This window comes from Dechloromonas sp. A34 (assembly GCF_026261605.1).
Taxonomy (GTDB): Bacteria; Pseudomonadota; Gammaproteobacteria; order Burkholderiales; family Rhodocyclaceae; genus Azonexus.
The window spans coordinates 1308568-1327589 of sequence record NZ_CP102486.1; the positions used below are offsets into that span (position 1 = coordinate 1308568).

Sequence of the window (19022 nt, forward strand, 5' to 3'; positions counted from 1 at the left end):
TTGCAGCGCTTTTTGAGACATGTTGCACCGCACCATGGATTCAATTATAGGAGTGATTGTTGTAATGTCAACAATTATTTTGTGCAGTGCACAAAAAAACATAACACGCTGAAATGTATATGTTTTATTAATCTTTTAGGTACTTGTATCTGGCGATTTTTGTGCATGCGGAAAGGCTATGCACTAGGGCTGTGCATTGGGGGCGCTCAGTCCGCCAGCCCCTCTGAGGTCGAGTCGCTCGCCCCGTCCGGCCGGGCGCTCGGGCTCGTTGCCAGTGCTCTTTGGCTGGATGACGGCCCGTACGCGAGGTGGCGGGGCTTTTGCATCGCGAGTTTCGCCGGCGGTAACCAGGTATTTTTCGCTGATCGCGTCGTACCAGATGTAGTCGCCCTTGACCTGATCTTCGCCGCTCTTGACCCAGGCCCGGTGGAACAGTTCGGCAATTTCGCTGTTGCTGTTGTATTCGATGCGCTCGGCTTCGCCTTCCATGTACTCGTCCTTGCCTTCGCGCTTCTGGCGGAAGCGAGCCAGGCCATCCTTGCCGCCAAAGGCGGTTCCCTTCTGGAAGCCGTACTTGTCCTCGGTGACGACGATGCGGGCGGCCTTGAGCGTCATGGTGCCCTTGGTGATCACGACATCGCCTTCGAGAATCTGGATTTTCTTGGCGTCGTCGATCGAGATCCGGTTGGCTTCGAGCAGCATCGGTTTGTCGCGATCAGCCCGTTCGGCGAATGCCGGCTGGGTGGCGAGAAGGGCGACGGAAAGCACGAGGGGAAACGCGGTGGGGCGGATGATCATGGCTTTGTCCTGGGGCGGATGTACAGGCCGGTCACCTGCGATTGCAGAACTAGAGTGGAGGTGTTGTTGTCGAGATGCGCACCGACCCCCTTGATCCAGGATTGTCCCTGGGTGATCTCGACCGGACTGCTGGTAAAGGCGATGCCGACATCCGGCTGGGCAGTGAGGTCGGGCATCCGGGCAACCATTTCCGGGCGGTCGGGGGTTGCGGCGCGGGTGGCCGAGACGTCGTCCCACAAGTAGACAGTTTCACCCTTGGCGGTGACCTTGGCGTGTTTGGCGGTCAGCGTCACCGGCGCAGCATCGGGGCGATAGCTGATCAGGACCGGAGACTGGAGTTCGGACGAATCGTCGTCCGGGTAATGCACCAGGTAGGGGGCGGTCAGGCGATATTTCACATTGCCGGTGTCGTCAAAACGGCGAACCACAAAATTTTCAGCAATCGCGTCCGGGTCGTGGCGTGCCTTGCCGTCGTGTTTCGAATCGCCGATATCGACCGCTTTCTGCAGCCAGAAACTGAGCCCGGCCAGCAGTGCGAGCAGGATGATCGGGAAAAGTTGGCTGGGCCAGTGCTTCATGGCGCGTCGAGGTAGGGAGCGAAGGCCGCGTCGAGCTTGCCCTGTGCCACCAGAATGAATTCGATCGCTTCGCGCACGGCGCCGTGACCGCCGGCGGCGTCCGTGATGGCGTGGGCGTATTCCTTGACGATCGGGCGGGCGTTGGCCGGAGCAATTGCCAGGCCGCATTGCGTCATGACCGGCAGGTCGATGACGTCATCGCCCATGAAGGCGCAGTCATGCCAGTGCAGGCCGAGTTTTTCCAGCAGGCCGGCGACGGCGGCACGCTTGTTGGCCACCCCTTGGTAAACATGTTCGATCCCGAGGTCGGCGGCACGGGCGGCGACCACGCCGGAAGTGCGGCCGGTCACGATGGCCAGTTCGATCCCGGCCCGTTGCATGAATTTCAGGCCGAGGCCATCCTGGACGTTGAAGGTCTTCAGTTCGCCGCCATCGTCGGTGTAGTGCAGGCCGCCATCGGTCATCACGCCGTCGATGTCGAAGGCGACGAGTTTGATGCGGGTGGCGCGGGTTTTGGCGTCCATCAGATAACCTTGGCAGTAAACAGATCGTGCATGTTGAGAGCGCCCACCAGCCGGCCGTCCGGGGCGACGACGAGGAGGGCGTTGATGCGCAGGCGCTCCATCATTTCGACTGCTTCGACCGCCAGGCGTTCGGGGCCGATGGTACGCGGGGTCGGGTGCATCACCGAGGCGATTTCGCCTTGCCGCAGGTCGATGCGTTTTTCGAAGGCGCGGCGCAGGTCGCCATCGGTGAAGATGCCGAGCGCCTTGCCGGCGGGATTGGTGATGGCGACCAGGCCAAGGCCGCCGCGCGACATGGCGACGACGGCGTCGGTGATGCCGGTTTCGGGCGGCACGGCCGGCACCTTGTCGAGCGGACGCATGACATCGCTGACGTGGGTCAGCAGACGGCGTCCGAGCGAACCGCCGGGATGAGAGCGGGCGAAATCCTCCGGGCCGAAACCACGGGCATCGAGCAGGGCCACGGCCAAGGCATCGCCCAGGGCTAGGGCGGCGGTGGTGCTGGCGGTCGGGGCCAGATTGTGCGGGCAGGCCTCCTGGGCGACGCCGGCGTCGAGATGAACGTCGGCTTCGCGAGCCAGCGTCGAGGTCGGCACGCCGGTCATTGCAATCAGGCGCGCCCCTTGACGCTTGATCAGCGGCACGATGCGCAACAACTCCTCCGACTCGCCGGAGTTGGACAGGGCGAGCAGGACGTCGTCACGGGTGATCATGCCGAGGTCGCCGTGGCTGGCTTCGGCCGGGTGGACGAAGTAGGCCGGGGTGCCGGTGCTGGCCATTGTCGCCGCGATCTTGCGGGCGATATGGCCGGATTTGCCCATGCCGCTGACGATCAGTCGGCCGTGACTGTTCAGGATCAGTTCGACGGCGACGGCAAATTCGCCGTCAAGCCGGTTTTTCAGGGCGTCTACCGCTGCCGCCTCGATGCTCAGTGTCTGGCGGCCCAGCTCCAGAGCGCGTTCCGGGGAGTAACGAGAGGCAGAAGAGCTTGGGTTCATGGGAGGGCTGCGGTTATGATGCCCGAAGTATACCTGAATCGCGAAAAGCCCCTTGAGCGCACTGTCTCTCGTCCTTCTCCTGCTGGGTGCCTCGGTGATGGCTGTGGTCATCTTCCGGCGCTTCAATTTGCCGCCGGTGCTTGGCTATCTGTTCGTCGGCAGCGTCATCGGTCCGCACGCGCTCAATTTGATGAACGACATGCATCAGGCGGAGTATCTCGCCGAATTCGGTGTCGTTTTCCTGATGTTTTCGATCGGCTTGGAGTTCTCGCTGCCCAAGCTCTATTCGATGAAGCGCATCGTCTTCGGGCTTGGCTTGCTGCAGGTGCTGATCAGCCTGGTGCTGATCGCATTGTTGGTCGTCGGGCTGGGCATCAGCTGGCAATTAGGCATTGCGTTGGGCGGGGTTCTCGCCATGTCCTCCACCGCCGTGTTGACCAAGTTGCTAGCCGAACGCATGCAGCTCGATTCGGCGCACGGGCGCGAGATCATGGGCGTGTTGCTGTTCCAGGATCTGGCGGTGGTGCCCTTGCTGGTCATCATCCCGTCGCTGACCCAGCCTCCGGAAAAGCTGGCCATGCTGCTCGGTATCGCCTTGCTCAAGGCGGTAGTCGTGCTGGCCGTGATCCTGGTCTTCGGCCAGAAGCTGATGCGCAAGTGGTTTCACTTTGTGGCCCGGGCCAAGTCATCCGAAGTTTTCATTCTTAACGTGCTGTTGATCACGCTCGGCCTCGCCGCCCTGACCGAGCTGGCCGGTTTGTCTCTGGCACTGGGGGCTTTCGTGGCCGGCATGCTGATTTCGGAAACGGAATTCCGTTTGCAGGTCGAGGAGGACATCAAGCCTTTTCGCGATGTTCTAATGGGTTTGTTTTTTGTCACCATCGGCGTCAAGCTCGACATGCATCTGCTGGTCGGCCTGTGGTGGCAGGTGCTGAGCGTGCTGGCAGTTCTGCTGGTGCTCAAAGGAAGTGTGGTCGGGCTGCTCTCCTGGCGGCTCGGTTCGTCGCCCGGCAATGCGATCCGCTCGGCGCTCTGGCTTTGTGCTGGCGGCGAGTTCGGTTTCGTGCTGCTCGGCGAAATCAGCCACATGCCGAAGGCCATCGAGCAGGTCGTCCTGACCGCGCTGGTGCTCTCGATGCTGATCGCACCCTTCATCGTTCAATATAGCGAAAAGCTGGTCATGCGTTTCGTGGCCAGCGAATGGCTGATGCGTTCCATGTACCTGACCCAGATTGCCGCGCAGTCGATGGGCACCGAAAAGCACGCCATCCTCTGCGGCTTCGGGCGCAATGGCCAGTATCTGGCGCGTTTTCTTGGTCAGGAGGGGGTCAATTACATCGCCCTCGACCTCGACCCGGATCGTATCCGGGAGGCGGCGGCAGGCGGCGAAAACGTTGTCTTCGGCGATGTCGGGCGCAAGGAAAGTTTGATGGCTGCCGGGCTAATGCGGGCAAGTGTGGTCATTGTCACGGTCAGCGATACCCAGCTATCCGAAAAAGTGCTGCATCACGTGCAATCCCTGCGGCCCGACTTGCCGGTAGTGGTGCGTACGGCCGATGAGCGCGACATGGAGCGCCTGCGTCAGGCGGGGGCGACCGAGGTTGTCCCCGAGGCGCTCGAAGCCAGTCTGATGTTGGCTTCGCATGCCCTGGTGCTGCTCGGGGTGCCGATTAACCGCGTGCTCAAGCGTATTCGCCAGACGCGCTCGCAACGTTACAGCCTGTTGCGAGGCTTCTATCGCGGTATCACTGATCGCGATCGCGACGACGATGAGGATCACCAGCAGCCACGCCTGCATTCGGTGCTTCTCGCCACCGGCGCCGCCGCCATTGGTCAGACGCTCGACGATCTCAATCTGGATGAGTTGGGCTGCGAGGTCAGCGCCATCCGGCGACGTGGCATCCGTGCCGTCGAACCGGCGCCGGAAACCCGGCTGGAAGAAGGCGATGTGGTTGTCGTGCTGGGCGAGCCAGAGGCGGTTTCAGCAGCCGAGGAAAGGCTGTTGCAGAATTGAAAAAGCCCGCTGAGGCGGGCTTGGGTGTGTAACGAAGTGGGGTTACAGGCTGGCGCAGACGATGTATTGCTGCCCATCGACAATGTTGGCTGTAAGTGTAGGTTGCGCTCCTCGAGCTGATCCGTTTGGTACGGCCTGAACAGAGCCGCCCGCAGTGTTGCCATCATCCATTGTGGTATCTATCTGCCGGACATAGCGACCAAGGATGCCATCCGAGCAAACATAAACGGAACCGCGCATGCCGGCGATAAACGGCGCGGCTACACCGGCAGCGTTAATTCCGCTCTCGACGCCAACAATGCCGCCATCGGCGTTACGGTAGCGATAGTTTGGGTCCGCCAAAACTGTTGAGCCAGTGGCCAAGTTGGCAAGACGGACGTGCTGCCAGAATACGAAGGTTTCCGAGGTGTTAGCGGCGGCATTCCAGTCGCCGTCGATCCGCCCATTGTTTTGTGCGCAACCGGCTCCGGCTTGGCATGCGGTCGCCACGTTGACGCCGAAAGCGTCATTGAGTTGGAGTTGGCTCTGGTCGCCCGGGAAATTCCTGAATCGGTCTTGGTAACCGTAGATCAATGCCGAGGCGGTACGGAAATCGCCAACCATGTTCTTTACCTTGGCGCTATTGATCAACTCCTGGCCCTTCAGCACCCCACCGAGCAGCAGGCCGATAATGACCAGCACAATGGCAATTTCGACGAGGGTGAAGCCTTTTTGATGGCTTTTCATGGCATGCTCCGATTGAGTATCTGTAACGAAATAAAAGCAAATTTTGCGCCATTCAAAAAAGCGAAAATTTCTGCTTTTTTTCAGTGTCTTGGCTAATAAGTGTCGAAAACTGGACGATTTGTTTCTGAAATGAACACTGAACTGAGACCGGGGTTGACGGCGCGGGTGGCTGACTGGTCACATTTTCTGCTGGCCGCGCATTTGCTGATGCTCCATGTGCTGGCCTTTGGCGGTTGGAAAATTCCGGCTGTCCGCCTGCTCTGGGTGGTTGCTCTCGGGCTGTTTTTGCTCTGGCAGCCTTTCGTCGCTGGCGAGCGGCGGATCAGTATCGGTCAGGGGATGGCCCTGTTCGCGGCGGTTCTCGCCTCGACCTGGTTTCTCGGCCCATGGTTGCTGTTGATCTGGTGCGGCGCACTCGCCGCATCGATCGGCGGCCGGGTGTTGTGGACCGAACGACCTGGCGAGCGGACCGGTTATCTGCTCGCCTTCGGTTACCTGGTGGGGCTTACAGTATTCGGCATGGTGCCGGAGATCTCGCCGAAGGTCGTTCTCGAACCGCTGCCACGCGAGTTGTTTTCCCAACTCATGCCGCTGATTCTGCCGCTGCTGCTGGTTTTTCCGGCCCGGACGCCGCAGCGGCGGGCGGGTGATGCCTTCGACATGTTTTACGGCATGCTGGTTTTTCTGGTGCTTGCCGTTTTCGTGCTGGGGGCCTTGGCCTACATGCTGGTTGGCGAGGTCAGTTATGTGGAGTCGTTGTTCAAGACGTCATTGACCGTGGCCATTGCCTTGCTGGTCGTGGCCTGGGCCTGGAATCCGCGTGCCGGGTTCTCCGGGGTGGGTTCGGCCATGTCGCGCTATCTGCTGTCGGTGGGGATGCCGCTCGAGCAATGGCTGGTGCAACTATCGGAAGAAAGTGAGAAGGAGCCCGATCCCGCACGCTTTCTTGGTGCCGCCATGGTCCGCCTGCAGAGCATGCCATGGATAACCGGTAGCTCGTGGGAGGCGACAGGGGAAGGCGGCCTGTCGGGCGAGCGAACTGCGCACAGTCACGTCTATCAGGCGGCAGAGTGTTCGCTTGTGCTCTACTTCCGTCTACCGCCATCGCCGTCGATGCGCTGGCATGTGGAATGGCTGCTCCGACTGGCCGCCGAGTTTTATCTGGTCAAACGCCAGGCGCATCAGTTGCAGCGCATGGGTTATCTCAAGGCAGTCTATGAAACCGGGTCGCGCGTGACACACGATGTGAAGAACCTGTTGCAGTCGATGCAAGTGCTTTGCTATGCGGCGGCCCAACCGGGTAATCCAGCCGAACTGGCGGGCCTGCTTGGCCGCCAGTTGCCACAGATCACCGAGCGCCTGAAAGTGACGCTGGAAAAATTGCAGTCACCGCAGCCGGAAAGCGGCGAGCAGGTACGGGCGAGCCAGTGGTGGAATGAGCTACTGGAACGCTATGCCGACGTCGGGCTGAACTGGTCGGGGCAGCCGTCTGCAGACGCGATGTTGCCGCGCAGCCTCTTCGACAGCGTGGTCGAGAACCTGATTCAGAACGCCTTGGCAAAACGTCAGCGGCAGCCGGGATTGGCGATTACCGTAAGTTTCTCTGCCGATAGATTGACGGTGGCCGATGACGGCAGCCCGGTTGCCCCCGAGATTGTCGCCGCACTCTTACGTGAGCCGGTTAGTTCCGAAGATGGCCTCGGCATCGGCCTCTATCACGCCGCAAAGCAGGCCGAAGCCAGCGGGTATTGCCTTGAGCTGACGGCAAATTTGCCGGGGCAGGTCGCATTCAGTTTGTCCGTTCGCCACTGAGCGGTGCGTCGTTGGCGCCGGCTTCATTGCGCGGACCGATCAGGCGATAGACCACCGTGTTGCCTTTGCCCTTGAGGTAGATCGTCTGCGGTTCGTGAAATTCAAAGTGCTCGGCCAGTCGGCGGTGGGTGGTTTCGTCGACTTGAATCATGCCGGGGACGCCTTCGCTGGTGATCCGGCTGGCCAGGTTGACGGTGTCGCCCCACAGGTCGTAAATGAACTTCTTCTTGCCGACCACGCCGGCGACGATCGGCCCGGTGCCGATGCCGATCCGTACTTCGAGATGCATATTGTTGATCGCAAAGTCACGATGCAGAAGCTCGCGCATGGCGAGGGCCAGCTCGGTAATCGATTTCGAATAATTGGTCAGTTCGTTGTTGAGCCCGCCGGCAACCATGTAGGCGTCGCCGATGGTCTTGATCTTTTCCACACCATGCTGCTCGGCCAGTTCGTCGAAGGATGAAAAAATCCGGTTGAGCATCGCGAAAACCTGTTGCGGGGACAGGCCCTCGGCAATCTTGGTGAAATTGACGATGTCAACAAACATTACGGTGACGTCGGCAAAGCCGTCGGCGATGGTCTGCTTGTCATGCTTGAGGCGCTCGGCGACCGGGCCGGGCAGGATGTTGAGTAGCAGGCGTTCGGAGCGCTCCTGTTCTTCCAGCAGCAGCTGGTGGGTCGCTTCCAGGCTGGCCTGGGCCTTGGCTTTCTCCTGTACCGAGTAGCGCAGCAGGATGTAGACAATGCTCGAAATGGCGGCGAAGTTCAGGGCGAAGAAGAAGACGCTGGTCCGGGTTGCCACCTTGGGCACCGATGCAGCCATGCTGTCCGCCAGGAAATAGTCGAAGAAGCCGGAAAGTGCCGTCAGAAAAATATAGGCGATAAACCAGGCGATCGATTCGCGGGGGCCGAAGAAGAGCACCGCTCCGATCGGAGCCAGCAAGCCCCACAGGCTGGTACCGCTGGCCGTGATGAAGTTGCCGATGCTCCATTGCACCGCGAAGGGCGCGAACAGGAAAAGGGCGAGCTGCGAGTAGCGGAAGAAATCGAAATTGCCGCTACGGAAGAAAAATAGCAGGTTGCAGACCAACAGGATCTGGAAGACGAACGGTGGCGTCGCCGAAAACTGTGGACCCATCTGGCCGTATAGAAATAACCAGAGCATCGAGCCCAGGCAGACCAGGCCGGTGGCGAAGATCAGCAGCGATTTCTTCAGACGTGTCTCGGCATCATCGTCCGGATGGATGCCGGCATTGCGCATGGAGAATAGGAAGGGCTGCTGGCTCATGGGGTGGTTACGTCGTTTTCATAACGGCGGCATGGCCGAGTGTGGCAGTGGCGATGGTGCAGGTCAATACGCCAAGGCTATGACCTAGGGGAGGCGGCCGGCCGCGATCAGGCGGTTGTAGAGGATGTTGGGCGAGAGCCAGATGACGAGATCGTCAAATTCATTGGCACCGGGTGACGTAGGCGTATGGGAGACGAAATCATCGTTGCCGTTTGAGTTTTCCAGTTCGTCGGCGCTAGTTGCTGCTGGGTTGGCCGCTCCCCCAGAGTTGATCGCGCCAAACCCATTTGCTCCATGCGAGAGAATGACGACGGGTATCTGATTGGCGATGACGTTCGGGCAAGCAGGGGCGCAGGCTCGCAGTGAGGCGGCAGGAGTATTGATGGCTATGCCGACGCCATTGTCCGAGAATCGCCTGTCCACTCGGTAGCGAAACCGGTTTCCCCATGCGTCTTCGCGCCCAAGGCCAAGGTTGAGCCAGGGAAGTGTTCCTTCAGCGTTCGTTGCCGCAGCGGCGCAAGCGGTTCCTACGCGATTTTCGGCGCCATCGTTGTCAGTGTCTGGGCATGGCAGGAAGGGGTGGCCATCCGCGGCGATGTGTGTCGCGGCAAAGCCGAGCAGCGCCTCCTGAATTTCTTTAAGCTTCTGACGTGTGTCTTGGTTATTGCGTAGATCGATTTGTGACGACAAGGTCATCATTAGACCTCCTGCCAGCAGGGAAATGATAATAAGCACAATGGCCAGTTCAATAAGCGAGAAACCACGGCAATATGCTCGGTTTACAGGCAGGGTAGTGCTGGGCATGGGGCGACTTTCAAGGTTGAACTGCCAATGCTTATCTGAACGCTATTTGCCGTGAGGCGAGTGTAATTAACCAGGGCTGGCCAGCCGTTAATACCTAGCCAAACATCAAGGAACAGAGCATTGTATGGAAGTTTGCCGGTGGTTACATTGAGATCGGCCCATCCATCGTTGTCGCCATCGGCCCATGGGAAAGGAGTACCGTAGGCACGCAAGCCCTTGTTGGGGAAGTATGGTGCTTGGTCATCAGGGCCGCGAATTTCTCCTAGAATTCGACGGCTAACCGCGAAAAACAATTCGGTTTTTGTAAGGGCAATGGTTTTGTCATTGAATGCCAAGGTCAATGGACCGCTTGCAAATTTAGCGTCACCGTCGGCATTGCTGCCATCGAGATAGTCGCCTATCTGGTTGCTTGGCCTACCGTTCTGGCCGGGAAGTGGCGAGCCTGGGGCGATTATGATAGCGGCGACGCTCGGTATTGAGTCCAGGTTGAGTGTTGCAGGGGTATTGGAATTGATGGGCGAGGCAGAAGGGTGGTCACGTAGCGACGGTGAGAGCGCATACCAGAGCAGTTCCCCGCTAGAGTCCCGCAAATCGCTTGTTTTGAGGGTCTTGTAAGGTAAGCGTCCAATATAGGCGGGGCAATTGTTTCCCACAAAAGACTCCGCCACTCCGTCGCCATTTGTGTCTGGACACGGGAGGCTTCCGGGCCGGTTATCGTCACTGGCGGCTCGTCCAACGAGTGCTTCCTTGGCCTCTGCCAATGCGTCTTCCGTTCTTGCATTGAGCGCGAGGCGTGCGGTGTCGCTGCTCCAGGAGGTTATGAAAATTGTAGCGCTTAGGCCAAGCACGATGAACAGGAGGAGGAGCAACGAGACTCCATTCTGCGAGTTCCTGGTCGTTGCTATCCTCATGGCGTTCGTGCCGGTTTGACGACAATCCTTCCGCTCCCCAGTACGCTTTGATGTTCCCCCGTTCCCGGATGAAAAGTGTCGCCGACAGGTATACGGGGGGCTGGCGTCGTTTCGGTCCCCTGGACTTCACCGTTGATCCAGCGGGTGTTGCGGCCGCTGCTGCGCCGAACTTCGCCGTTGATGGTCTGGCTGCCCTGCTGGTCCATCGTCCCCGCATTGACACCTGGATTTAGGAGCCGCTGGCGGTTGAGTTCGGCCCTTTGCTGCGGGGTGAAGAACAACCTTCCGAGCGCTTCCTGCTCAGCCCAAGCGGTATTCTGGCCAATCATCAGCAGTGACAGAAGAAAGAGGTGCCGAGGTTTCATTTGTTTCCGCTCGAGCGACGGATGGTGATCCATTGCAATTCGCACTCGGCAGCCAGTTGAGGCTGTGCCGCGCGCCCTTCGCCAGAATTGGCGAGCGGTGAAAGTTTGCAACTGCGGACGAGGACGAGTGCCTTGGCCTCACGTCTGACCCGGGCCAGGAAATTGAGCAGGTCTTCTTCGTGGAGTAACCGGAGTTGCAGGCGCATGGGGCTGGCGAAGTAAGCATAGGCGACCCCGTTGACGTTTTCCAGAGTCTTTTGGACGCCGATTTCGTAGCTCATGCCGGGGAGTCGCATGTCGTTCTGGATCTGGCGCAGCATTTCGGTCCAGTCGAGGCGCTTCTCCTCGCCGATCACGCCGGCGCTTTGCATCTGCTGGAAAATCTGGGCCCTTTCCTTGAGTTCCTGTTCTTCGGTACGCACCTGGCGCAGGCGTTGTTCAATCTGGGTTTTGCGGCTGTCGGCGGTATTGCGCTCAAGTGCGGCCCGTTCCGCATCGCGTACGCTCCACCAGCCGATCAGGCCGGCCAGAATGAGCAGGACGAAGGCCCCGAGCAGGGGCAGGCGAAGTTTGACGAGATCGCGGCGGACGAATTTCATGGCCCGATCTTTCGGATAATTTCGACGGCAAACTGGCGGGGCTTGGCGTTGTCTTCCTCGCTGTCGCCGCCGCGCAGGGCGCGCCCGGATTCCATATCGAAGGGCTGTTGCAGAATATTCACGGCGCAGGCCGGATCGCTGCGCAGAATTTCGGCGAACTGCTCGAAGCTGGCAAGGATTTGCCGGGGGCTGGCATTGCCCGATACCCGGATCGCGCCACGGACGGTGGTGACCTCATCGCTGCCATCGATGCTTGCCGTCTTGCTCACGCCAGCGGCGCTGATTTTCCACTCTAGTCCTTCCAGCGTCACGCCCGGCATCTGGTTCAGCGCAAGGCTGAGATGACGGTAGGCCTGGTCGGGCAGGCGCTGCTGGCGACTGAGGTCGGCATGGCGCGATGTCAGCCGGCGCAGGGTTTCGTTGTCGATACCCAGTTGCGGGAAAGTGGCCGAGATTTCCTGATAGCGCCAGTTGAGGTCGGCTTCGCTGAGTTTCAGCGCCTCCGCTTCGGTGCGCAGGGTGTGGGCGGTGTAGGTTTCCCTGGCCGCGAAGAGCAGGCTGCCGAGCAGGGCGATCAGGCCGACGGCGACGATGCCCTGGCGAATCTGCGAGAGCCGAAAGTCATGGCGGTGTGTTTCGCCGGCGAACTGTTGCCTGGGGGGATTCGTGGCCAGTAGATGAAGAAACAGGAAATCGCTGCGATTGTCTTCCGGTGGCGTGTGCAAACCGAGTTTTTCGGCTGCTGCCTGGTTGTCGATGATGGCATAGGTCAGGTGGCCATGATCCGGACAGGCTTTCTCGATGGCCGGGATGGCCGGCGGGGAGGCGACGATAAAGACGGGCAGGGATTCGTCGCGCCCGACCAGGCGCTGGCCGACCAGGTATTGGTGCAGCTTGCCGGCTTCGGCGGCGAGAGCGCTGGCGATGCCGGCGATGCTGCTGTCGGTAACCGGGGCCATCCGGGAAAAGATGGTTTGGCCATCGACCAGGAAGCTCTCGCGAATCGAATGGTCCTGCGTGCTCAGCAATAGGCAGCGACTGGCCGGTTGGCCGAGCTGTTTCAGCAGTTGCCCGCCGAGCTGGGCGACGGTATACAGGCCGGTCAGCGGGGCTTCGGCGCTGTTGATGCGCTGCAGCCAGGGCTCGACATGCGCCGGATTGGTCAGCGCCGAGATCAGCAGCTTTTCGTTTTTGCGGCGGATTTTTTCGAAGCCTAGCGAAAACGCGGTGGCCAGTGGGGTGCCAAGAAAGTGCTGGCCGATCCGGCGGGCGATCAGCGCCTGGCGGTCGCGGCCCTGCAGGAAGGGAATGGTTTCGAGGACATGGCCTTCTTCGGCGATATTGGCGAGCACTGAAAAATGGCTACGCCGATGATTCGCGAGATAGGTCGCGAATTGGGCCAGGCCTTCGTCGCCGTTCTCGAACACGCCCTCGGCTAGCAGGCGGCCATGCCGCCAGGCATAAGCCGTGAGACGGTGGGTGTTGAGATAGAGCAGGCGGCGGGCGTTCACGTTTTGATCTTGCTGATGACGTCGTAGATGGGGCCGAGGACTGACAGCATAATCCAGCCGAGCAGGGCGCCCATGAAAAGTGTCAGCATCGGCTCGATCAGGGCTTGCGCCTTGCTAACCGATTCCTTGACGTCGCGGGTGTAGAAGTAGCTGACGTTGAGAAGGGCCTTGTCGAGGCCGCCGGTGTTTTCGCCAACCCGCAACATGCGCACGATGAGCGGCGGAAACAGCCCGACATCGTGGAAGGCGGCGGCGACATTGCGCCCCTCGCGGATCGACTGTTCGACCCGTTGCAGGGCCTGGCGGACGACCCGGTTGCCGACGATGTCCTGGGTGGTGCGGATCGATTCGAGAATCGGGATGCCGGAGGCGTAGAGCATCGCGAAGGTATTGGCAAAACGCGACAGGATGATCTTCTTGAGGATCGGGCCGACCACCGGCAGGCGCAGCTTGAAGCCGTCGAGGCGCAGCCGGGCCATGGGGTCGGTGCGGATCAGGAACTGAATGATGGCAAAGGCGACGACGGGGGCGAGCAGGAAGAGGTACCAGAAATTGACCAGCAGGTCGGAGAAGAAGAACAGAACCTGGGTCTGCAGCGGCAGCACCTGCCCCATGTTCTTCACGAAGAGCTTGAGCTGCGGCACCATGTAGATCATCAGGAAGAAAGTGGCGGCGAGCACGACGGTGGCGACAAAAGCCGGGTACATCAGCAGTTTCTTGGTGTGCGAGGCCAGTTCGTCCTCCCACTTCAGCGATTCGGTCAGGCTGACCAGCACTTCCGGCAACTGGCCGCTCGACTCGCCGGCTCGCACCAGGTTGACGAAGACCTGGCTGAAGACGTCGGTATGGATGCCCATCGCCTGCGACAGCGTCTGGCCGCCTTCGATGTTTTCGATCAAAACGGCGATCACCTCGCGGAAACGTGGGTGCTCGATCGAGTCGCGCAGGTCGGTCAGCCCGTCGAGGATGGGCACGCCGGCGCGGGCTAGCTGTTCGAGGTGAAAGCAGAAATTGATCAGTTCCGGGCGCGGTATGCCGCGAGTTCCGAACAGGGAACGGTGCTCCACCAGATTGCCGGTGACCAGATCGAGATCCATGCGCTTGAGGCGCATTTCGAGATCGACCAGATTGATCGCATCAAGCCGGCCGTAGGCCATTCTTCCCTCGGCGCTGACTGCCTTGTAGTCGAAAAGCATGGCTACATCCGGTCGGTCAGGTCGACGACGCGAGCCAGCTCTTCCAGCGAAGTCGTTCCATTGAGCACGCGGCGCAGGCCGTCGTCGGCCAGGGTAATGAAGCCCTGGGCCAGTGCGCGGCTGCGGATTTCATAGGTCGTCGCCCGGCGGGCGATCAGTTCGTCGAGGCCGGCGTCGATGCGCAGCAGTTCCATGATCGCGACCCGGCCGCGATAGCCCTGGAAATCGCAGAGTTCGCAGCCGGTCGGCCGGAACAGTACCGGGCGCGAACCTTCGGCCAGCGGGCCGAGCAGGCGGGCCTCGTGCGGTTCAGCATGGTAGGGCGACTTGCAGTGCTCGCAGAGGCGGCGGATCAAGCGCTGGGCGATGATGCCGATGATGTTGCCGGCCATGATGTCGGGCAGCACGCCGATATCGAGCAGGCGGGGCACGGCGCCGATTGCCGAGTTGGTGTGCAGGGTCGTATAGACCTGATGGCCGGTCATCGAGGCGCGGAAGGCCATTTCGGCGGTTTCGGCATCGCGGACTTCGCCGACCAGGATGACGTCCGGGTCCTGGCGCATCATCGAGCGGATGCCGTTGGCGAAATCGAGCTTGGCGTTCTCGGCGACCGAGGTCTGGCGGACCAGGGTCATCGGGTATTCGACCGGGTCTTCGAGGGTCATGATGTGGATACCCTCGGCGTTGATGTGGTTGAGCACCGAGTAGAGCGTCGTCGTCTTGCCGCTGCCGGTCGGGCCGGTGACCAGGATGATGCCCTCTGGTCGGGAGATCATCAGCTTCAACTGGTGCAGGTGCTCCTCGGCGAGGCCAAGGTTTTCCAGCGGCACGATGCCTTTCTGGCGGTCGAGAATGCGCAGCACGATGTTCTCGCCATGGATGGTCGGCTGGCTGGCGACGCGAAAATCGACGGGACGCCCTGAGACTGAAAGGCTGATGCGGCCGTCCTGCGGGGCGCGCATCTCGGCGATGTTCATGCCGGACAGCACCTTGATGCGGACCGTCATTGCCGGCCAGTAGGACTTATGCAGGGCGCGGATCTGGCGCAGCATGCCGTCGATCCGGTAGCGGATGCGCAGGAAATTGGCTTCCGGCTCGAAGTGGATGTCGGAGGCCTCGCGCTTGACGGCATCGGTGAGGATCGAGTCGATCAGCCGGACGACCGGCTGGCTGTATTCGTCGGCGGTCGTCGACAGGCTTTTCCAGTCGATCTCGCCGGTTTCGATTTCATGCAGGATGCCGTCGATCGACAACTCGTGGCCGTAATACTGGTCAATGGCGCGGTCGATCTCGGACTCGCCGGCGAGCAGCGTCTCGATCTCGGCTCCGTCCTCGAGCAGCGTGCGTACGCGGTCGAGGCCGACGATATCGTTGATGTCCGAAATGGCCAGCGTCAGCCGCCGGCTTAGCCGGTCATAGTCGAGCGGCAACAGGTGATAGCGCTTGGCCAGGTCACGCGGCACCAGCTTCAGGGCCTGCGGGTCGATGACGGCGTGCGTCAGGTCAATACTCTGCTTGCCCAGGCTTTCGGATAGCGCCTGGCGCAGCGTGGCTTCGGTGACAAACCCGAGCGAGACCAGCAACTTGCCGATTGGCTGGTTCTGCTTCATCTGCTCGAGCAGCGCGATGCGTAACTGGTCTTCCGAGAGGATGCCCTCGGCGATCAGGATCTGGCCCAGCGGGCGGTGCTGCAATATCGAGGTGCTCATCGCTGCCTTAGGGCTGCCGCCCGGGCTGGAGTTCGGCCAGGCGCTTCCTGACCTGCTCGCGGTCGAAGGCCGCCGGCCGTCTTTCCGCCGCTTCGAGGGCCAGGCGGTAATGCTGGGCGGCGGGCTTGCCTTGCCGGATATGGTCGAGACTGACGGCCAGGTTGAACAGGTAGTCCGGATTGTCGCCTTCACCGGCAACCGCATTGAAATAGGACTGCTGTGCTTCGGACCAGCGTTGCTGGCGGGCGTACAGGTTGCCAAGCGCGAAATTGAGCGGCGCCGATTCGGGCTGGCCGGCAAGCAGGGTCTTCAGCCGACTTTCGGTTGTTTGCGGATCGGCCCCGGCGACAGCCCCGTTCAACACTGCCGCCTGGACGGCCGGGTCGCTCGGGTTGGCAACCAGCGCCCGCTGATGCCAGCCTTCAGCGTCGGACGGGCGCCCCTGGCGTTGGGCGATGGCGCCCAGAGCGAGCAAGGCGTCGATATTGTTGGGGTCGCGTTGGAGTGCCTGCTCGAAATCGCGGCGGGCGAACTCCAGGTCGTTGCGTTGAATATTGGCGTGGCCGCGCAGCAGATTGGCATCCGGCTCGGGGCGGGTCCGCGTCAGGCGTATCGGCGACGTATCGGCGACCGCTTCGCGTTCGGTGGGGCGGGCGCGCGGCGGGCGGGGTGGGGGCGGCGCGAACTGCGGCGTTTCCGCAACTACTGGGGCTGCAGCCATCGCTTCTCCAGACGGGCTGGGGGTCGGTGCCTGGTAGGAAGGTGCGGCCAAAACCGTAGGGCTGGGGGCTGGGGCTGAGGTAACCGGCGGCCGTGACCCGGTTGGGGTCAAGGCGTTGTTGTTCATGCCTTGCAACTGGTACCAGACATAAGCCCCAATCGCGATGCCGGCGATGCCCAGGGTGCCCATTGCCAGCCAGAGTGGTCCCTTCGATGGCGGAATGGAGTGCTTGGCGGCGAAGGCGTTGCGTACGGCGGCACGGCTATCCGGCTTGGGTGCCTCCACGATGGCGGGGCTGGCTGCGGGGGCGTCGGGCGAGGCCGGGGCGGTTCGCCCGCTTGCGCGGCCTTGGCTAGATCGGCGTCTACGGCGTCAAGGTGTTTGGCCAAGTCTGGAAGCGGGCTGGTGGCGACCTTTGGTGCATCGGCGGCAACTGGTTCCAGACTCAAGGACTCGCCGGAGGGCAGATTGGCATCGCGCCCGGCGAGCGCCCGGGCGGCTTCCTGTTTGCTCGATTCGGCCCGTTTCAGGGCATCCATCAACAGGCTCATTCCCGACCCTCAGCGACTCGGCACAATATTGAACGGTTGCGCTTCGTTCGGTTGCTTGAAGAAGCTGTCGCCAGGCAGGAAAGCGCGCATGCCGGCGTAGTCACCATCCAGACTGGCGTCCTTGATGACAACCGGGCGTATGAAAATAACCAATTCGGATTTTTTTGTTGCATTGTCGCGCTTGGTTACTAGTTCGCCAGCCAGTGGGATTTGGCCGAGCAGAGGCATGCGTCCAGTGCTGTAGTCAATTCGATCTTCCATCAAACCGCCAAGAACAGCGATGTCGCCACTGCCTACACGCATTACGGATTCAATTTCTCTAGTACGGATTTGGGGCACGAAATTTGGAACATAGGGCTGACCAGTCACACGAAGATTTGGGTTGGGGTCTTCCTTTAGGTCGACGATGCCCGAGATGGTTGGCCTTACGTTGAGAATTACAACGTCGTTGTCGCTAACCTGTGGAGTCACTGACATGACCAAGCCAACAGAAACAGACTGTGGTGTAGTAGTGGTGCTTGTAACGGGTTGGCCACCTGATACGTTTGACGGGGTTAGGTCCGATTTGACACTGAAATACACAAAATTCTCAACAACCTTTAGCAGCGCGGTTTGGTTGTTAAGTACTGACAGACGAGGACTGGAGAGAACCTTTGCTGTTCCAAACGATTGAAGAAGGTCTACTGCAGCAACTAAGTTCAAAGGCTTGTCTAGTTGCTTTAGTATTAACCCGAAAGCAGAGTTTGCTGTGTCGGTAATGCTACTGCCTGCCGGGCGGGTGACCGAGAATCCTGATCCGCTGGCTCTGAAACGGCTCCAATCAATTCCTTGCTTATAACCATCGGACAACTCCACCTCGACTATGGTCGTCTCGATCAGTACCTGGCGCCTTGCCGAGTGGATCACTCGATCGATGAACTCCTGAATCCTTTCATGTTGCCGGCCGGTGGCTCGCACGGTGATGACACCACTTTCCGCATTCACTATGACCGAAGCTGCCTCGCGGAAGGTGTTGCGGTGTACGACGGTGTTGCCGATTGCTTGACTGTTCGAACCCGGGGTCGGGTAAGCCTGGAGGGCGTTGGCGATGGCCTGTGCCGCGCGCTGGCCGCTACCTTGTGGAAGGGCGGCGGTACCGGTGGCGCTCTGAGTGGTGGTCTGTTCGACAACGGTTTCGCTTGAGCCTTCTGGAAAAATTTTGTCAGTTTCGCGCAGGATGTCCTTGATGTTCCTTTCCAGCGATTCCCAGAACTGATTTTTCGAGGCATTTTCGATGCGGGTGCTGGAGACATTGCCCCCGGCGTTGCCGGATCCACTACTAGCACCGCTCGCGCCCGGCACGCCGGTGGCAATCTGGGTGTTGGTCGAGACAGTACCAATGACATTCCGCGAAATATTCACGTAATCGACCTTGTAGTGCTTCAGGAAGGGCGAATCGGGCATTACAGCCAGATTCGGGCCGTCGAGTTCGAAGCGCATATCAACCTGCTTCCCGATCCGGGTCAGCAGTTGCGGCAGGGTCTGATCAATGGCGTTCAGCGAAACGACGCCGGTGATGCCAGGGTGGATGTCGACATTGACCTTGGCATCCCGGGCAAGCGCGAACAGGAGGTCGCGCACCTGAACGTTGTTGACGACGACGCTGTAGGTTTCGGCCTTGGGGGTGGCCTGCGGCTTGGGCAAAGCCAGGGATTGCTGCACTGGGGCTGGAATGCTGCCGGTCGACGTTGCCGGCGGGGTGTTCTCGGAACTGATGTGCCCCTTCAAGGGTTCGCGCTGAGCGGGGGCCGCGCAGGCGGCTAGCAACAGGGAGAGCAGCGTCGCGCTGATAAAACCGATTTTCATCGGGCTTTGCCTTGTTTGTACGGATTAATCACATATTTCTGAATAGCTAAATGATGCTAGCACGTAATTTGT

17 protein-coding genes are annotated in these 19022 nt (G+C 60.4%); 2 read left to right on the forward strand and 15 right to left on the reverse strand.

The features are described from left to right. Nucleotides 1-183: 183 nt before the first annotated feature. The 4 genes from lptA to NQE15_RS06590 are packed head-to-tail and all read right to left on the reverse strand — an operon-like array spanning nucleotide 184 to nucleotide 2898. Nucleotides 184-798, reverse strand: coding sequence for a lipopolysaccharide transport periplasmic protein LptA (lptA, locus tag NQE15_RS06575; protein ID WP_265947690.1), 615 nt, complete (start codon nucleotides 796-798; stop codon nucleotides 184-186). Further along, nucleotides 795-1376, reverse strand: coding sequence for an LPS export ABC transporter periplasmic protein LptC (gene lptC, locus NQE15_RS06580; RefSeq protein WP_265947692.1), 582 nt, complete (start codon nucleotides 1374-1376; stop codon nucleotides 795-797). The genes lptA and lptC overlap by 4 nt, the downstream gene beginning before the upstream one ends. Beyond that, nucleotides 1373-1900, reverse strand: coding sequence for a KdsC family phosphatase (locus NQE15_RS06585; RefSeq protein ID WP_265947694.1), 528 nt, complete (start codon nucleotides 1898-1900; stop codon nucleotides 1373-1375). Before NQE15_RS06585 ends, lptC begins: the two co-directional genes overlap by 4 nt. After that, complete coding sequence (locus tag NQE15_RS06590) at nucleotides 1900-2898, reverse strand: KpsF/GutQ family sugar-phosphate isomerase (RefSeq protein ID WP_265947696.1); 999 nt, start codon at nucleotides 2896-2898, stop codon at nucleotides 1900-1902. Before NQE15_RS06590 ends, NQE15_RS06585 begins: the two co-directional genes overlap by 1 nt. 97 nt (nucleotides 2899-2995) lie before the next feature. On the opposite strand from NQE15_RS06590, the gene NQE15_RS06595 reads away from it, so the two are divergent. Beyond that, a complete protein-coding gene (locus NQE15_RS06595; protein WP_416336529.1) occupies nucleotides 2996-4912 on the forward strand; it encodes a cation:proton antiporter in 1917 nt (638 codons plus the stop codon). A gap of 42 nt (nucleotides 4913-4954) precedes the next feature. Here NQE15_RS06595 and NQE15_RS06600 read toward each other — a convergent pair whose 3' ends face one another. Beyond that, nucleotides 4955-5638 (reverse strand): prepilin-type N-terminal cleavage/methylation domain-containing protein, encoded by a 684-nt coding sequence (locus NQE15_RS06600; protein ID WP_265947699.1) that lies wholly within the window; start codon nucleotides 5636-5638, stop codon nucleotides 4955-4957. A gap of 339 nt (nucleotides 5639-5977) precedes the next feature. Between NQE15_RS06600 and NQE15_RS06605 the strand changes: the two genes are divergently transcribed. Further along, nucleotides 5978-7450: a hypothetical protein gene (locus tag NQE15_RS06605; RefSeq protein WP_265947701.1), complete on the forward strand. Its 1473-nt coding sequence runs from the start codon at nucleotides 5978-5980 to the stop codon at nucleotides 7448-7450. On the opposite strand, the gene NQE15_RS06610 is transcribed toward NQE15_RS06605, so the two are convergent. The 10 genes from NQE15_RS06610 to NQE15_RS06655 all read right to left on the reverse strand — a co-directional run bounded on the left by NQE15_RS06610 (nucleotide 7428) and on the right by NQE15_RS06655 (nucleotide 18950). Beyond that, nucleotides 7428-8738 carry an adenylate/guanylate cyclase domain-containing protein gene (locus NQE15_RS06610; protein WP_265947703.1) on the reverse strand — a complete coding sequence of 437 codons (1311 nt, stop codon included), beginning with the start codon at nucleotides 8736-8738 and terminating at the stop codon, nucleotides 7428-7430. The genes NQE15_RS06605 and NQE15_RS06610 overlap by 23 nt on opposite strands. Before the next feature lie 84 nt (nucleotides 8739-8822). Beyond that, nucleotides 8823-9542, reverse strand: a complete 720-nt coding sequence (locus tag NQE15_RS06615; RefSeq protein WP_265947705.1) for a type II secretion system protein — start codon at nucleotides 9540-9542, stop codon at nucleotides 8823-8825. Then, on the reverse strand, nucleotides 9518-10411 hold the full coding sequence (locus NQE15_RS06620) for a hypothetical protein (protein WP_265947707.1): 894 nt from the start codon (nucleotides 10409-10411) through the stop codon (nucleotides 9518-9520). Before NQE15_RS06620 ends, NQE15_RS06615 begins: the two co-directional genes overlap by 25 nt. 38 nt (nucleotides 10412-10449) lie before the next feature. Further along, complete coding sequence (locus NQE15_RS06625; protein WP_265947708.1) at nucleotides 10450-10818, reverse strand: hypothetical protein; 369 nt, start codon at nucleotides 10816-10818, stop codon at nucleotides 10450-10452. Continuing rightward, nucleotides 10815-11417: a hypothetical protein gene (locus NQE15_RS06630; RefSeq protein ID WP_265947710.1), complete on the reverse strand. Its 603-nt coding sequence runs from the start codon at nucleotides 11415-11417 to the stop codon at nucleotides 10815-10817. Before NQE15_RS06630 ends, NQE15_RS06625 begins: the two co-directional genes overlap by 4 nt. After that, nucleotides 11414-12928: a hypothetical protein gene (locus NQE15_RS06635; RefSeq protein ID WP_265947712.1), complete on the reverse strand. Its 1515-nt coding sequence runs from the start codon at nucleotides 12926-12928 to the stop codon at nucleotides 11414-11416. Before NQE15_RS06635 ends, NQE15_RS06630 begins: the two co-directional genes overlap by 4 nt. Beyond that, nucleotides 12925-14124, reverse strand: coding sequence for a type II secretion system F family protein (locus NQE15_RS06640; protein WP_265947714.1), 1200 nt, complete (start codon nucleotides 14122-14124; stop codon nucleotides 12925-12927). The genes NQE15_RS06635 and NQE15_RS06640 overlap by 4 nt, the downstream gene beginning before the upstream one ends. Before the next feature lie 2 nt (nucleotides 14125-14126). Further along, nucleotides 14127-15833 (reverse strand): GspE/PulE family protein, encoded by a 1707-nt coding sequence (locus NQE15_RS06645; protein WP_265947716.1) that lies wholly within the window; start codon nucleotides 15831-15833, stop codon nucleotides 14127-14129. Between the two features lie 7 nt (nucleotides 15834-15840). Continuing rightward, a complete protein-coding gene (locus tag NQE15_RS06650) occupies nucleotides 15841-16554 on the reverse strand; it encodes a tetratricopeptide repeat protein (RefSeq protein WP_265947718.1) in 714 nt (237 codons plus the stop codon). Nucleotides 16555-17114: 560 nt separating this feature from the next. After that, complete coding sequence (locus tag NQE15_RS06655) at nucleotides 17115-18950, reverse strand: type II secretion system protein GspD (protein WP_265947720.1); 1836 nt, start codon at nucleotides 18948-18950, stop codon at nucleotides 17115-17117. Nucleotides 18951-19022: the final 72 nt, after the last annotated feature.